Raw genomic sequence first — 14,380 nt, 5'->3', positions numbered from 1 at the left:
CGGTACCGGTCTCAGTGGGTGTCGACCGATGCTGACTTGAACCAGTTCTGCACGTTGCAGGTGGCGAAGGGGCTGGTGCTGCAGTCGCCATTGGCCAGCGCCGTGCGCAATTTCTCGATATCGGCCTTCATCATGTAGCGAATGCCGTCCTTGTGGTGCGAGCTTTCGCCGAAACCACCCTGGGTCATTTCGCTCAGCGCGTCCTCCTTGCTCCAGCCCTCGACGACCACCCGGTACATCGCGGCCATCAGGCCGGTGCGGTCGGAGCCGTGCTTGCAGTGCATCAGCACCGGGCCGTTGCCTTGTGCGTCCCTGATCGCGCGCAAGGCGGCCAGGACGTCGGCGTCGTCGACGTGGTTGGTGCGGTAGGGCAACTGCACCTTTTTCACGTTGGGCGTCGATAGCCAGCTGGAGTCCGATTCCGGCAGGAAATTGATCACCGTACCGATTTTCAACTGTTCCAGCAGCGGCAGGGCATCCGCGTCCGGCAGGGCGCTGCGGTAGAGCGTCGGGCTTATCTGGTTCAGGTTGTACTTGTCGCCGACCGGCTGTGCCCACTGGGGCGGGCGAACGAAACCGCTGTCGGCTGCGGAGGCCTGGGCGGCCATGAACAGGCTGCTCAGGGCGATGCACAGGATCGAGAGTGTGCGAGTGAAGGACATGACAGGTGACCCGAGAGAGGTAGGGGGAAAACTGGCATGCAGCTTGGCGGTCGGCGGATCAAAAGCCTGTGAGGATCCTGTCAACGTTTCGTTGTCGGAAGGGCAACTGCCAGGCGGCGCTAGTCAGATTGGGTCTGCTCGATTACTGTATATAAATACAGTCAAAGGGTCCTGCCAATGTCCACTCCTCTCCCGCCGCGCGGCCGTGGTACTGCGAGCAACCCGCACAACCGCTTCGCACCGAACCGCTCGGTGGTCGAGGATGACGGCTGGTACCAGGAGGTGCCCCCGACCCAGGGCACCGAAGTGCGTATCGAGATGGCGAAGACCATCATCAGCCGCAACACCTCGCCGGACCTGCCCTTCGATCGCGCCATCAATCCCTACCGCGGCTGCGAGCACGGCTGCATCTACTGCTACGCCCGCCCCAGCCACGCCTACTGGGACATGTCGCCGGGCCTCGACTTCGAGACCCGGCTGATCGCCAAGAGCAACGCGGCGGCGGTGCTGGAACAGCAACTGTCGAAGCCGGGTTACCGCTGCGCGCCAATCAACCTGGGCTCCAACACCGACCCCTACCAGCCGATCGAGCGCGAGCACCGGCTGACCCGGCAGACCCTCGAAGTGCTGCTGCGCTACCGCCACCCGGTGACGATCGTGACCAAGGGCTCGCTGATCCTGCGCGATCTCGACTTGTTGGTGGAGCTGGCCCGGCAGCGGCTGGTGGCGGTGATGATCAGCCTGACCACCCTCAATGACGAACTCAAGCGCATCCTCGAACCCCGCGCGGCAGCGCCCAAGGCGCGCCTGCGGGCGATCCGGGTGATGCGCGAGGCGGGCATTCCGGTGGGGGTGCTGTGTTCGCCGATGATTCCGATGATCAACGACAGCGAGTTGGAAAGCCTGCTGGCCGAGGCCCATGCCGCCGGCGCCCAGAGCGCCGCCTACATGATGCTGCGCCTGCCGTTGGAGGTGGCGCCGCTGTTCGAGGAATGGCTGGCGGCGCACTATCCGCAGCGGGCGGCCCATGTGCTGAGCCTGGTTCGCCAGAGCCGTGGCGGCGAGCTGTATGACAGCCGCTTCGGCGCGCGGATGCGCGGCGAAGGCCCGTTCGCCGACCTGCTGGCCCAGCGTTTCGCCAAGGCCCTCAAGCGCCTGGGCCTGGATCGGCGGGAAGGATTCAACCTCGATTGCAGTCTTTTCTGCCCGCCGGGTGCGCAGATGTCTTTACTCTGACGTAAGCTTTCAGTGAGTAATATCGTAGGATATTTCCTTGGATCGCCGGTGCCGGGCATGCTTCCGCCGTTATGTGGAACGCCCGTCCTAGAGCCTCTGATTCAGTTTGAGTTAAGTTTCCACGGTTATGGTGACCAGGCCTGTCTTTTTGCAGGTAGTGTTCAAGGAATCGGGCGTGCTGACCCGAAGAACGCTGGCCCTGAGCAAGCCAAATCAGGAAAATCCCCTTAAATCCGTCAGAAAAGAGGATGAATCATGAGTGACAAGGATAAACAGCCGTTGGCTGCGTCGGCTTCAGTGCTCCCCGAGACCGAAAGCGCCGATGCAGCACTGCAACATATCGTCGATGGTTTTCTGCGTTTTCACCATGAAGTCTTTCCGCAGCAGGAAGAGCTTTTCAAGAAACTCGCCACGGCCCAGGCTCCCCGGGCCATGTTCATCACCTGCGCCGACTCGCGCATCGTTCCCGAGCTGATCACCCAGACCGGCCCCGGCGACCTGTTCGTCACCCGTAACGTCGGCAACGTGGTGCCGCCCTACGGCCAGATGAACGGCGGCGTATCCACCGCCATCGAATACGCCGTGCTGGCCCTTGGCGTGCAGCACATCATCATCTGCGGCCATTCCGACTGCGGCGCCATGCGCGCGGTGTTGAACCCCCACACCCTGGAAAAGATGCCCACGGTCAAGGCCTGGCTGCAGCATGCCGAAGTGGCGCGGACCATGGTCCACGACAACTGCAATTGCGCCGACGAGCGCGAAAGCATGCACGTGGTCACCGAAGAGAACGTGATCGCCCAGCTGCAGCACCTGCGCACCCACCCTTCGGTGGCTTCGCGCATCGCCAGCGGGCACCTGTTCATCCATGGCTGGGTGTACAACATCGAAACCAGCGAAATCAAAGCCTACGACGCGGATCGGGGTGATTTCCTGCCTCTGGATGGCACCCATCCAATCCCCAGCGCGACGCCCAAGGCCCGTTTCTAGATCTTTTCCCGCCAATATTCGCCCTTTTGACGACCCCCGACGTCGTCAGGAGGCGCCGGTGTTGCCGGGACGGGTCACTTCAGCCTAAAGCTTTTCTCAATCGATAGGGTTCTGCCATGACTGCCGTAGAGCGGTCTGGCTTTGCCATGCCTGAAGAAATCCTCAGGAGATTCGTCATGCGTGCTGCGCAACTGAAAGCTGTTTTACCCCGGGAGCTGCTGGCTTCCGTGGTGGTGTTCCTGGTCGCCCTGCCGCTGTGCATGGGGATCGCCATCGCTTCCGGCGTGCCGCCGGCCAAGGGCCTGATTACCGGCATCATCGGTGGCCTGGTGGTGGGTTGGCTGGCGGGCTCGCCGTTGCAGGTCAGCGGCCCCGCCGCGGGCCTGGCGGTGCTGGTGTTCGAGTTGGTGCGCCAGCACGGCCTGGCCATGCTCGGGCCGATCCTGCTGCTGGCCGGCCTGCTGCAACTGGTTGCCGGGCGCCTGCGCCTGGGCTGCTGGTTCCGAGTCACCGCTCCGGCGGTGGTCTACGGGATGCTTGCCGGGATCGGCGTGCTGATCGTGCTGTCGCAGATCCATGTGATGTTCGACGCCTCGCCCCTGCCTTCCGGCCTGGACAACCTGCTGGGCTTTCCCCAGGCCCTGGGCAAGGCCTTGCCGATGGTCGGCGCCGGGCTTGGCTGGCAGGCCGGACTGCTCGGGCTGCTGACCATCCTGGTGATGTGGCTCTGGGAGAAATTCAAGCCGCAGCGCCTGCGCTTCGTGCCGGGCGCCTTGCTGGGCGTAGGCCTGGCGACTCTGGCGAGTATCGTGCTGGCGTTGCCGGTGCGGCGCGTGGAGGTACCGGACAACTTGGCCGAAGCCATCGACTGGCTGCGCCCGGCCGACCTGCTGAACTTGGCCGACCCGGCGATCCTGGTCGCGGCCTTTGCCGTGGCCTTCATCGCCAGTGCCGAAACCCTGCTCTCGGCGGCGGCAGTCGACCGCATGCACGACGGCCAGCGCTCCGATTTCGACCGCGAGCTGTCGGCGCAAGGCATCGGCAACATGCTCTGTGGCCTGCTCGGCGCACTGCCGATGACTGGCGTCATCGTGCGTAGCTCGGCCAACGTCCAGGCCGGCGCCCGTACCCGCCTGTCGACGATGTTCCATGGTCTCTGGCTCTTGGCCTTCGTGCTGTTGCTGGCGAGCGTGTTGCAGAGCATTCCGGTGGCGAGCCTGGCCGGCGTGCTGGTATTCACCGGGATGAAGCTGGTCGACCTCAAGGTCTTCCGCAGCCTGGGGCGCTACGGGCGGATGCCGATGTTCACCTATGCCGCGACCGCATTGGCCATCGTCTTCACCGACCTGCTCACCGGGGTGCTGATCGGTTTCGGCCTGACCCTGGCGAAACTGGCCTGGAAGGCTTCGCGACTGAAAGTCAGCTTGGTTGACCTGCCTGGCGACGGCGAAATGGAACTGCGCCTGACCGGCGCGGCGACCTTTCTCAAGGTGCCGGCGCTGACCCAGGTGTTGTCGGCGGTGCCGCCGGGAACCACGGTGCATGTGCCGCTGAACAACCTGACCTACATCGACCATTCCTGCCTGGAGTTGCTCGAGGAATGGGGGCGTGCCAACGCGGCGAAGGGCTCGCGCCTGGTGATTGAGTCCCGCGGCTTGAAACGACGTCTGGAAGGTCGCCTGCGCACCACGACCGGCATCGGGTCGGCGACTTAGGCTCTGTACGAAATACATCTGCGCTCGCCCAGGCTGCGTTGAAAACCGGCTCGCAATGCTCATTGACTCCAGTCAACTGCGCTTGCTCGCCGGTTTTCGCCTTGCCTGGCCTTCGCTCGAAAGCATTTCGTACAGACCCACGGTGCGCAGCGGCAAGGTCAGGCGGCGGGCTGTTCCAGTTCCAGCTCCACGCCCAGTTGGCGGGACAGGCAAGGCCAGCGTTTCCACGCCGCTTCCGTGTCCGGGCTGTTGAGGCGGTCGCGGTAGGCTTCCACCGACTCGAGCGCGAAGCTCTCTTCGTCGAGCATTTCATCGACAGCGTGATGTACCGCTTCATCCAGTTGGTTGGCGAACGCCTCGCCAATCAGCTGGTGGGCGATCAGGTTGGCCACGGTGGTGTTCAACGGGATCAGCGACTGGCCGAAATGCACGATGTACAGGTCATTGACCTCTTCCACCAGGCGATGCGCCAGATACGCTTCGTCCAGCAGGCCATCGAGGCCGGCATGCCCTTCGAGGATGCTCGGCGGTTGCAGGAAGAACTGCTCGGCAATTTTCAGTACTGGCTTGATCTGCGACTCGATACCCGCTTCGCGGGCGACCGAGTTGGCGGCATCCAGCAGGTCCGGGACCAGGTCGATATAAGCGGTTACAAAGCGGGTCATGACTCCAGTGGCATCGATCTCCGGTAGTTGGATGGCGGGATGCAGGTGTGGCAGTTGAACTTCCAGGTGTCGAATCAGGTGGCCGGTTTCGGCTTCATGTTGATGGGCACGTTGTATTTGCTCGCGCAATGCGGCGGTGTTCATGCAAGCTCCAGTGGGTAATACAAAGGGAAAAAGGGAGACCATAAGGTAGCTGGGTTATAAAAGTTGTTAAGACGTATTTGTAATAATTATTTCATGGTTATATGACTGCGTTATATTGAATTGCCATCATTTTGCCTCAAACCCGCGCCGTGACTGGCTTTCAGGGCAACTTCGGGTTCATTTTTTGTATTGCGTTGCGTGGTCTTGGCCGCTGTCTATACTCGATTTTGTATGTAATTAGCTGATGACGTCCGGCTTTGTGTTTCGGCAAGACCGAATGGTCCGCGTGCGTAGTCCGACCATTTCCCTTTGCCCCAGGTGAAAGCCGACGGGATAACAAGAACGATAAGGGGAACACGCAATGATGCGACATCCACGGGTCTGGATGGGCCTGTTGCTGTGGTCGTTATTCAGCCAGGCACAAGCCGCCTGGACGACGAATATGACGCAGGGAGCGACCGAGGTCAGTCATGCGGTCTTCGACCTGCACATGACCATCTTCTGGATCTGCGTGGTGATCGGCATCATCGTCTTCGGGGCGATGTTCTGGTCGATGATCGTCCACCGCCGCTCCACCGGCCAGATTGCCGCCCGGTTCCATGAAAGCACCACGGTGGAAATCCTCTGGACCGTCGTGCCGCTGCTTATCCTGGTGGCCATGGCGATTCCGGCGACTGCCACGCTGATCAAAATGTACGACACCAGTGAATCGGATGTTGATATCCAGATCACCGGGTACCAGTGGAAGTGGCACTACAAGTACCTGGGCCAGGACGTCGAGTTCTTCAGCAACCTGGCCACGCCCCAGGAGCAGATCCACAACCAGACGGCCAAGGGCGAGCACTATCTGCTTGAGGTCGACCAGCCGCTGGTGCTGCCGGTGGGGGTCAAGGTGCGTTTCCTGGTGACTTCCGCCGACGTGATCCACTCCTGGTGGGTACCGGCCTTCGCGGTCAAGCGCGACGCCATCCCCGGTTTCGTCAACGAGGCCTGGACCAAGGTTGACAAGCCCGGCCTCTACCGCGGCCAGTGCGCCGAGCTGTGTGGCAAGGACCATGGCTTCATGCCCGTTGTCGTCGATGTGAAATCCCGCGCCGACTACGACGCCTGGCTAGGCGAGCGCAAGGCCGAGGCGGCCAAGCTCAAGGAGCTGACCAGCAAGGAATGGACCCTCGACGAGCTCAAGGAACGCGGCGACAAGATCTATCACACCACCTGCGTGGCCTGTCACCAGGCCGAGGGCCAGGGCCTGCCGCCGATGTTCCCGGCGCTCAAGGGTTCGCCGATCGCCACCGGGCCGAAGGAAGACCACCTGCACCGGGTGTTCTTCGGCAAGCCCGGCACAGCCATGGCGGCCTTCGGCAAGCAGCTGTCGGAAGTCGATATCGCCGCGGTCGTGACCTACGAGCGCAACGCCTGGGGCAACAACAAGGGCGACATGGTCACGCCGAAAGACGTGCTGGCGCTGAAACAGGCAGAAAGCAAATGACCGGGCCTATCGCGTTGCCGGGCCGCCCGGTTCAAACCTCTGCAGGAGACAGGACATGAGTGCTGTGATCGATGACCATGGTCATGCCGGTGACCACGCCCACGGTCCCGCCAAGGGCCTGATGCGCTGGGTGCTGACCACCAACCACAAGGATATCGGTACGTTGTACCTGTGGTTCAGCTTCGCCATGTTCCTGCTCGGCGGCTCGTTCGCCATGGTGATCCGCGCCGAGCTGTTCCAGCCCGGCCTGCAGATCGTGCAGCCGGCGTTCTTCAACCAGATGACCACCATGCACGGCCTGGTGATGGTCTTCGGCGCGGTGATGCCGGCCTTCGTCGGCCTGGCCAACTGGATGATCCCGCTGATGATCGGCGCGCCGGACATGGCCCTGCCGCGGATGAACAACTTCAGCTTCTGGCTGCTGCCGGCGGCGTTCGGCCTGTTGGTCTCGACCCTGTTCACCGCCGGTGGCGGGCCGAACTTCGGCTGGACCTTCTATGCGCCGCTGTCGACCACCTACGCGCCGGAAAGCGTCACCTTCTTCATCTTCGCCATCCACCTGATGGGCATCAGTTCGATCATGGGCGCGATCAACGTGGTCTCGACCATCCTCAACCTGCGCGCGCCGGGCATGACGTTGATGAAGATGCCGCTGTTCGTCTGGACCTGGCTGATCACTGCCTTCCTGCTGATCGCGGTGATGCCGGTGCTGGCCGGTTGCGTGACCATGATGCTGATGGACATCCACTTCGGCACCAGCTTCTTCAGTGCCGCCGGCGGCGGTGATCCGGTGCTGTTCCAGCACGTGTTCTGGTTCTTCGGCCACCCTGAGGTGTACATCATGATCCTGCCGGCCTTCGGTGCCGTCAGTGCGATCATCCCGACCTTCTCGCGCAAGCCGCTGTTCGGCTACACCTCGATGGTCTACGCCACGGCGAGCATCGCCTTCCTGTCATTCATCGTCTGGGCGCACCACATGTTCGTGGTCGGCATCCCGCTGGTGGGCGAGCTGTTCTTCATGTACGCGACGATGCTGATCGCGGTGCCGACCGGAGTGAAGGTGTTCAATTGGGTCAGCACCATGTGGCAAGGCTCGCTGACCTTCGAGACGCCGATGCTGTTCGCCGTGGCGTTCGTCATCCTGTTCTCCATCGGCGGCTTTTCCGGGTTGATGCTGGCGATTGCGCCAGCGGACTTCCAGTACCAGGACACCTACTTCGTGGTGGCGCACTTCCACTACGTGCTGGTGCCGGGGGCGATCTTCGGCATCTTCGCCTCGGCCTACTACTGGCTGCCGAAGTGGACCGGCCACATGTACGACGAAACCCTCGGCAAGCTGCACTTCTGGCTGTCGTTCGTCGGCATGAACCTGACCTTCTTCCCTATGCACTTCGTCGGCCTGGCCGGCATGCCACGGCGGATTCCCGACTACAACCTGCAGTTCGCCGACTTCAACATGGTCTCGTCGATTGGCGGCTTCATGTTCGGCACCACCCAACTGCTGTTCCTGTTCATCGTCATCAAGTGCATCCGTGGCGGACCGGCGGCGCCGGCCAAGCCATGGGATGGCGCCGAGGGCCTGGAATGGAGCATTCCGTCACCGGCGCCGTACCACACCTTCACCACGCCGCCGCAAGTGAAATGACCGGGAGGACCGTCCGATGAGCGACTCTGTTTCACTCAGGCGCCTGGTCACCCGGCTGCTGCTGGTGGTGGTGGCGATGTTCGCCTTCGGTTTTGCCCTGGTGCCGATCTACGACGTGATGTGCAAGGCGTTCGGCATCAACGGCAAGACCGCCGGCCAATACGAGGGCGAGCAGGTGGTGGATGCGTCACGCCAGGTCGGCGTGCAGTTCCTCTCCACCAACGCGGTGGACATGGTCTGGGAGTTCTACCCCAAGGCCGACCGGATCGACGTTCATCCCGGTGCGGTGAACGAGATGATCTTCGTCGCCCACAACCCCACCGACCGGGTGATGAAGGCCCAGGCGATCCCGAGCATTTCCCCCGGGAATGCGGCGGTGTACTTCCACAAGACCGAGTGCTTCTGCTTCACCCAGCAGACGCTCAAGCCCGGCGAGCGGATCGAGATGCCGGTGCGTTTCATCGTTGACCGTGACATGCCCAGGGACGTGAAGCACCTGACGCTGGCCTACACGCTGTTCGACATCACCGCCCACAACCCACCCGTGGCCCATTCGGGCGGGTAGGCCATTCGGCGTGCCCGACAAGGAGAACAATGAAATGGCAACTCCAACCCACGAGCACTATTACGTTCCGGCCCAGAGCAAGTGGCCGATCATCGCCACCTTTGGTCTGCTGGTCACGGTCTACGGCCTGGCGACCTGGTTCAACGACTTGAAGGCGGCACGCCCGGAATCCCATGGCCCGCTGATCTTCTTCGTGGGTGGCCTGTTGCTGGCCTACATGCTGTTCGGCTGGTTCGGTTCGGTGATTCGCGAAAGCCGCGCCGGTCTCTACAGCCCGCAGATGGATCGCTCGTTTCGCTGGGGCATGAGCTGGTTCATCTTTTCCGAGGTGATGTTCTTCGTCGCCTTTTTTGGCGCGCTGTTCTATGTGCGGCACATGTCGGTGCCGTGGCTGGCCGGTGAAGGCGGCGCCAAGGGCCTGGCCCATTTGCTCTGGCCGGAGTTCGAGAAAGCCTGGCCGCTGCTGAACAACCCCGATCCGAAACTGTTCCCGGCGCCCAAGGGCACCATCAGCCCGTGGGGCCTGCCGCTGCTCAACACCGTGCTGCTGGTCAGTTCCAGCGTGACGGTGACCTTCGCTCACCACGCGCTGAAGAAGGGCCATCGCGGTGCGCTGAAAGCCTGGTTGGCGCTGACGGTGCTGCTGGGCCTGGCGTTCCTCGGCTTCCAGGCCGAGGAGTACCTGCACGCCTATCACGAACTGGGCCTGACCCTCGGTTCGGGCATCTACGGCGCGACGTTCTTCATGCTTACCGGGTTCCACGGTGCCCACGTGACCATCGGCACGCTGATCCTGTTCGTCATGCTGATGCGCATCCTGCGTGGGCATTTCGATGCCGAGCATCAGTTCGGTTTCGAGGCGGCGAGCTGGTACTGGCACTTCGTCGACGTGGTCTGGATCGGCCTGTTCGTTTTCGTCTACGTGCTGTGAACGCGGCGCCCGCCTACCAGGGGGCGCTGGAGACCAACTGGCCGCTGTAGAAACCCCAGGTGATCAACGCGAGGGTGATCACGGCCAGGCTGACGCGAATCGTCAGTGCGGTGAGCAGGCGACGGGACGGACCCTCGTCCCTGACCAGGAAGACCAGGCCGCTGAACAGGCTGGCCACCGTGGCTATCAGCATCAGGACAATCGCCACTTTGAGCATGGTGAGACTCCGGGGGAGATGCGCATGTACTTGAGTATAGCGAGCCCGCTTCCTGCCCAGGGGGTGCCAGCATGAGGCGCTTGCGCTTTGGCCTGGCCCCGACCCTGGCGGTGCTGCTGTTGCTGCCGCTGCTGGTATCGCTGGGCTTCTGGCAACTGCACCGCAGTGAGGAGAAGCGCCTGCTGCTCGACAGTCATGCCCAGCGGCGCACAGCCGAACCGCTCAGCGTCGGGCAACTGCAGGGCAATCCCGACCCGGCCTTTCGCCGGGTGCGCCTGCGCGGCCAGTTCGACGGCGAACACAGCTACCTGCTGGACAATCGCATCCGCAACGGCCGGGTCGGGGTCGAGCTGATCCAGCCGTTTCACGACCAAGCCAGTGGGCTCTGGTTGCTGGTCAACCGCGGCTGGCTGCCCTGGCCGCAACGGCGCATGCCGCCGCAGTTCAGTACGCCGGGGCAGGCGCTGAACATTGATGCCTGGGTCTACGTGGCGCCTGGCGCGACCTTCCAGCTGCACGCCGACCCGGCCGATGCCGCCTGGCCGCGGCTGGTGACCGCAATCGACCCCGACAAGCTGTGGAAGGAACTGGGGCGCGAAGGCTTCGCCTACGAACTGCGCCAGGAACCCGGCCCCGGCAGCTACGAAACCGACTGGCCGGTGGTGGCCGAAGGCATGGGCCCGGAGAAGCATCTCGGCTACGCCGTGCAATGGTTCGCCATGGCCCTGGCCCTGTTCGGTCTCTATCTCTACCTCGGATGGCACAACGCAAGGGAGAAACGCCATGGGAGCGACCATGAATCGATTCGACACCACTGAGCCACGGCGGCCGGGAGCGCGCGCCCGTGGCCGCTGGCAACTGGTCCTCATCGTGCTGATGGTCGTCGGCCCGATGATTCTCGCCACCGGCATGTACAAGCTGCAGTTCTGGGTGCCGGAAAGCCGCAGCTACCACGGTGAGCTGATCGGCAATGGCCAGGGCCGCGTCGACCTCGGCGTGCAGGCCGACGAGAGTCGCTGGCAGCTACTGGTGACCGCACCGCAGGAATGCTCGGTGGACTGCCAGCAACTGGTCTACCTGGCGCGGCAGATCCATATCGGCCTGGGGCGCGATGCCTCGCGGGCCAGCCATGCGCTGGCGACCGTGCAGCCGCTGAGCGAAGACTACGGCGCCAAGCTGCAACGCGAATACCCGCAACTGCAGCGCTATCCGCTCGACCTGGCCGCCTACACCCGGGAGGCCAAGGGCAGCGGTGCGCCACAGCTGTGGATCATCGATCCCCACGGCAACCTGGTGCTGCGCTACGACGCCCGGGTCAAGGGCAAGGACCTGCTCAACGACCTGCGCCAACTGCTGAAACTGTCGAACATCGGCTGAGGACAACGGCATGGCCAAGCCAGGATTCCGTCTCGCGTTGTTTGCCACCCTGCTGGCGCTGCTCGTCGTGCTGCTTGGCGCCTATACCCGGCTGACCCATGCCGGCCTCGGCTGTCCCGACTGGCCGGGCTGCTACGGCTTCATCAGCGTGCCCAAGAGCGAAGCCCAACTGGCCCATGCCGAGCTGCATTTCCCCGACTCGCCGGTGGAGGCGCACAAGGGCTGGAACGAAATGATCCACCGCTATTTCGCCGGTACCCTGGCGCTGTCGATCATCGTCCTGGCGGCACGCTCGTGGATGGAGCGCCGGCGCGAAGGGCAGCCGCTGAAGCTGCCGCTGTTTCTCCTGGCCGTGGTGCTGGCCCAGGCTGCCTTCGGCATGTGGACGGTGACCCTCAAGCTCTGGCCGCAGGTGGTGACCGGCCATCTGCTGGGCGGCTTCGCCACCTTGAGCCTGCTGTTCCTGCTGACCCTGCGCCTGTCCGGCGTACTGCCGGCGCTGGCGGTGCCGCGGCGCCTGCAACGCTGGGCGACGGCCGGGTTATTGCTGGTGATCCTGCAGATCGCCCTCGGTGGCTGGGTCAGCTCCAACTATGCCGCAGTGGCCTGCATCGACCTGCCAACCTGTCACGGCCAATGGTGGCCGGCGGCGGACTTCGCCAACGGCTTCCACCTGACCCAGCACATCGGCCCGAACTACCTGGGCGGCCAACTCGACAGCGAGGCCCGCACCGCCATTCACCTGACCCATCGCGTCGGCGCCCTGCTGGTGACCCTGGTGCTGCTGGGGCTGGCCTGGCAACTGCGGCTGGTCGGCATGACCCGCCTGGCCGGGTTGTTGCTATGCGCCCTGGCGGCACAGATCGGCCTGGGCCTGAGCAACGTCTACTTCCACCTGCCATTGCCGGTGGCCGTCGCCCACAATGCTGGCGGCGCGCTGTTGCTGCTGACGCTGGTGCTGGTCAACTATCACGCACGGACGGCCCTGGTGCGGGTGCGTAACCAGGCGCCCGCGCGCTGGCGGCTCAGCCCACGTGGCGTAGTGCATGGACCCATTACCCTCAAGGGAGAACTGCCATGGCGACTGTAGCCGGCGATCGCCATCGCCAGGCGATCTGGCGCGACTACGTGGAACTGACCAAGCCCAGGGTGGTGGTGCTGATGCTGGTCACTTCGCTGGTTGGCATGTTCCTCGCCACCCGCGCCGGCGTGCCGTGGACGGTGCTGGTCTTCGGCAACCTCGGCATCGGCCTGTGCGCGGCCGGCGCGGCGGTGGTCAATCATGTGGTGGACCGGCGCATCGATGCGGTCATGGCCCGAACCCACAAGCGGCCCATCGCCGAAGGCCGCGTCTCGCCGCCGGCGGCCCTGGGCTTTGCCCTGCTGCTGGCGGTGCTCGGCCAGGCGCTGCTGCTGGCCTTCACCAACCCGCTGACCGCCTGGCTGACCCTGGCCTCGCTGCTCGGCTACGCGGTGATCTACACCGGGTTTCTCAAGCGCGCCACGCCGCAGAATATCGTCATCGGCGGCCTGGCCGGCGCCGCGCCGCCGCTTCTGGGCTGGGTCGCGGCCACCGGGCACCTGGGCGCCGAACCGCTGCTGCTGGTGCTGATCATCTTCGCCTGGACCCCGCCGCACTTCTGGGCCCTGGCGATCCACCGCAAGGAGGAATACGCCAAGGCCGATATCCCGATGCTGCCGGTGACCCATGGCGAGCACTACACCAAGGTGCATATCCTGCTGTACACCTGCGTCCTGCTGGCGGCCAGCCTGCTGCCGTTCGTGATCCACATGAGCGGCGTGCTCTACCTGCTCTGCGCCCTCGGCCTGGGCGCGCGCTTCCTGCACTGGGCCTGGGTGCTGTACCGTGGCACCCGGCCGCATGCAGCGATCGACACCTTCAAGTACTCTATCTGGTACCTGCTCCTGTTGTTCATCGCGCTGCTCGTCGATCACTACCTACTGTTGAATCTATGACTCGAACTCAGAAAACCGTCTTCATTCTCGTCGCCGTGGTGGCCCTGGTCCTGGGGCTCACGGTCAACAAGGTCCTCAACGGCAAGGGCCAGGGCGACACCACTGCGCTGATCGATGCCGGGATCATCCTGCTGCCGCAGAGCCGCACGTTGCCGGACGTGAAGATGACCGACCAGGACGGCCAGCCGGTAGAGGTCGACCAGCTCAAGGACAAGTGGACCCTGCTGTTCTTCGGCTACACCTTCTGCCCGGACATCTGCCCGACCACCCTCGCCCAGTTGCGGCAGATCAAGAGCGAGCTGCCCAAGGAGGCGGTGGACAAGCTGCAGGTCATCCTGGTGAGCGTCGATCCCAATCGGGACAACCCCAAGCAGCTCAAGCAGTACCTGGGCTATTTCGATCCGCAGTTTCGTGGGCTGACGGCGGGCTCCATCGAGGACCTGCAGAAGCTGGCGAACGCGGTGAGCATCCCGTTCATCCCGGCCGATACCAGCAAGCCGAACTACACCGTCGACCACAGCGGCAACCTGGCGATCGTCGGGCCGGATGGCAAGCAGCGCGGGTTCATCCGTGCGCCGTTGAACAACCAGAAGCTGGTGGCGCAGTTGCCGAACATGCTCAAGCGTAACTAGTCTGGGGCCGGTGCTGGCCTCTTCGCGGGCAAGCCCTGCTCCTACAGGGCGAAGCCATACACGGAGTAGGCGTGCGACACCGGCACGGTAGGAGCAGGGCTTGTCGGGACGCCGCATCGCCGCGAAGAGCCCTCAAAT

At 63.7% G+C, this 14,380-nt stretch carries 15 protein-coding genes; 12 read left to right on the top strand and 3 right to left on the bottom strand.

The window, feature by feature from the left end; genetic code table 11:
- Positions 1-11 precede the first annotated feature (11 nt).
- On the bottom strand, positions 12-662 hold the full coding sequence (locus AC6I6U_RS03260; RefSeq protein ID WP_497880631.1) for a dual specificity protein phosphatase family protein: 651 nt from the start codon (positions 660-662) through the stop codon (positions 12-14).
- 177 nt (positions 663-839) lie between these two features.
- Here AC6I6U_RS03260 and AC6I6U_RS03255 point away from each other — a divergent pair, with 177 nt between their 5' ends.
- From AC6I6U_RS03255 to AC6I6U_RS03245, 3 genes are all read left to right on the top strand, one after another.
- Positions 840-1,898, top strand: a complete 1,059-nt coding sequence (locus AC6I6U_RS03255) for a PA0069 family radical SAM protein (protein WP_497880630.1) — start codon at positions 840-842, stop codon at positions 1,896-1,898.
- Between the two features lie 255 nt (positions 1,899-2,153).
- Entirely contained in the window at positions 2,154-2,885 is a 732-nt protein-coding gene (locus tag AC6I6U_RS03250; protein WP_186686862.1) for a carbonic anhydrase, read from the top strand.
- A 176-nt stretch (positions 2,886-3,061) separates the two neighbouring features.
- Positions 3,062-4,600, top strand: coding sequence for a SulP family inorganic anion transporter (locus tag AC6I6U_RS03245; protein WP_497880629.1), 1,539 nt, complete (start codon positions 3,062-3,064; stop codon positions 4,598-4,600).
- A 158-nt stretch (positions 4,601-4,758) separates the two neighbouring features.
- Here the strand turns inward: AC6I6U_RS03245 and AC6I6U_RS03240 are convergent, their stop codons facing one another.
- Positions 4,759-5,409, bottom strand: a complete 651-nt coding sequence (locus AC6I6U_RS03240) for a hypothetical protein (protein WP_497880628.1) — start codon at positions 5,407-5,409, stop codon at positions 4,759-4,761.
- 361 nt (positions 5,410-5,770) lie between these two features.
- Here AC6I6U_RS03240 and coxB point away from each other — a divergent pair, with 361 nt between their 5' ends.
- The 4 genes from coxB to AC6I6U_RS03220 are packed head-to-tail and all read left to right on the top strand — an operon-like array spanning position 5,771 to position 10,039.
- Positions 5,771-6,898, top strand: a complete 1,128-nt coding sequence (gene coxB / locus AC6I6U_RS03235) for a cytochrome c oxidase subunit II (RefSeq protein ID WP_497880627.1) — start codon at positions 5,771-5,773, stop codon at positions 6,896-6,898.
- 55 nt (positions 6,899-6,953) lie between these two features.
- Entirely contained in the window at positions 6,954-8,543 is a 1,590-nt protein-coding gene (ctaD, locus tag AC6I6U_RS03230) for a cytochrome c oxidase subunit I (RefSeq protein ID WP_497880626.1), read from the top strand.
- Between the two features lie 16 nt (positions 8,544-8,559).
- Entirely contained in the window at positions 8,560-9,108 is a 549-nt protein-coding gene (locus AC6I6U_RS03225) for a cytochrome c oxidase assembly protein (protein WP_497880625.1), read from the top strand.
- Positions 9,109-9,142: 34 nt separating this feature from the next.
- Positions 9,143-10,039 (top strand): cytochrome c oxidase subunit 3, encoded by an 897-nt coding sequence (locus AC6I6U_RS03220; RefSeq protein WP_497880624.1) that lies wholly within the window; start codon positions 9,143-9,145, stop codon positions 10,037-10,039.
- Positions 10,040-10,052: 13 nt separating this feature from the next.
- On the opposite strand, the gene AC6I6U_RS03215 is transcribed toward AC6I6U_RS03220, so the two are convergent.
- Complete coding sequence (locus AC6I6U_RS03215; protein WP_497880623.1) at positions 10,053-10,256, bottom strand: twin transmembrane helix small protein; 204 nt, start codon at positions 10,254-10,256, stop codon at positions 10,053-10,055.
- A gap of 71 nt (positions 10,257-10,327) precedes the next feature.
- Here AC6I6U_RS03215 and AC6I6U_RS03210 point away from each other — a divergent pair, with 71 nt between their 5' ends.
- From AC6I6U_RS03210 to AC6I6U_RS03190, 5 genes are read left to right on the top strand one after another with little or no spacing between them, the layout of a single operon-like run.
- Complete coding sequence (locus AC6I6U_RS03210; protein WP_497880622.1) at positions 10,328-11,074, top strand: SURF1 family protein; 747 nt, start codon at positions 10,328-10,330, stop codon at positions 11,072-11,074.
- Positions 11,040-11,633, top strand: coding sequence for a PA_0111/PP_0108 family redox-active disulfide protein (locus AC6I6U_RS03205; protein WP_497880621.1), 594 nt, complete (start codon positions 11,040-11,042; stop codon positions 11,631-11,633). Before AC6I6U_RS03210 ends, AC6I6U_RS03205 begins: the two co-directional genes overlap by 35 nt.
- A 10-nt stretch (positions 11,634-11,643) precedes the next feature.
- Entirely contained in the window at positions 11,644-12,723 is a 1,080-nt protein-coding gene (locus AC6I6U_RS03200) for a COX15/CtaA family protein (protein WP_497880620.1), read from the top strand.
- The gene (gene cyoE / locus AC6I6U_RS03195; protein WP_497880619.1) at positions 12,711-13,610 is read left to right on the top strand and encodes a heme o synthase; all 900 of its coding nucleotides are present in this window, start codon (positions 12,711-12,713) and stop codon (positions 13,608-13,610) included. Before AC6I6U_RS03200 ends, cyoE begins: the two co-directional genes overlap by 13 nt.
- Positions 13,607-14,242, top strand: a complete 636-nt coding sequence (locus tag AC6I6U_RS03190) for an SCO family protein (RefSeq protein ID WP_497880618.1) — start codon at positions 13,607-13,609, stop codon at positions 14,240-14,242. The genes cyoE and AC6I6U_RS03190 overlap by 4 nt, the downstream gene beginning before the upstream one ends.
- Positions 14,243-14,380: the final 138 nt, after the last annotated feature.

Source organism: Pseudomonas sp. UTLPPB19802, assembly GCF_059730225.1.
The sequence above is the reverse complement of the archived record's forward strand: the minus strand, read 5'-3'. Positions and strand labels throughout refer to the sequence as shown.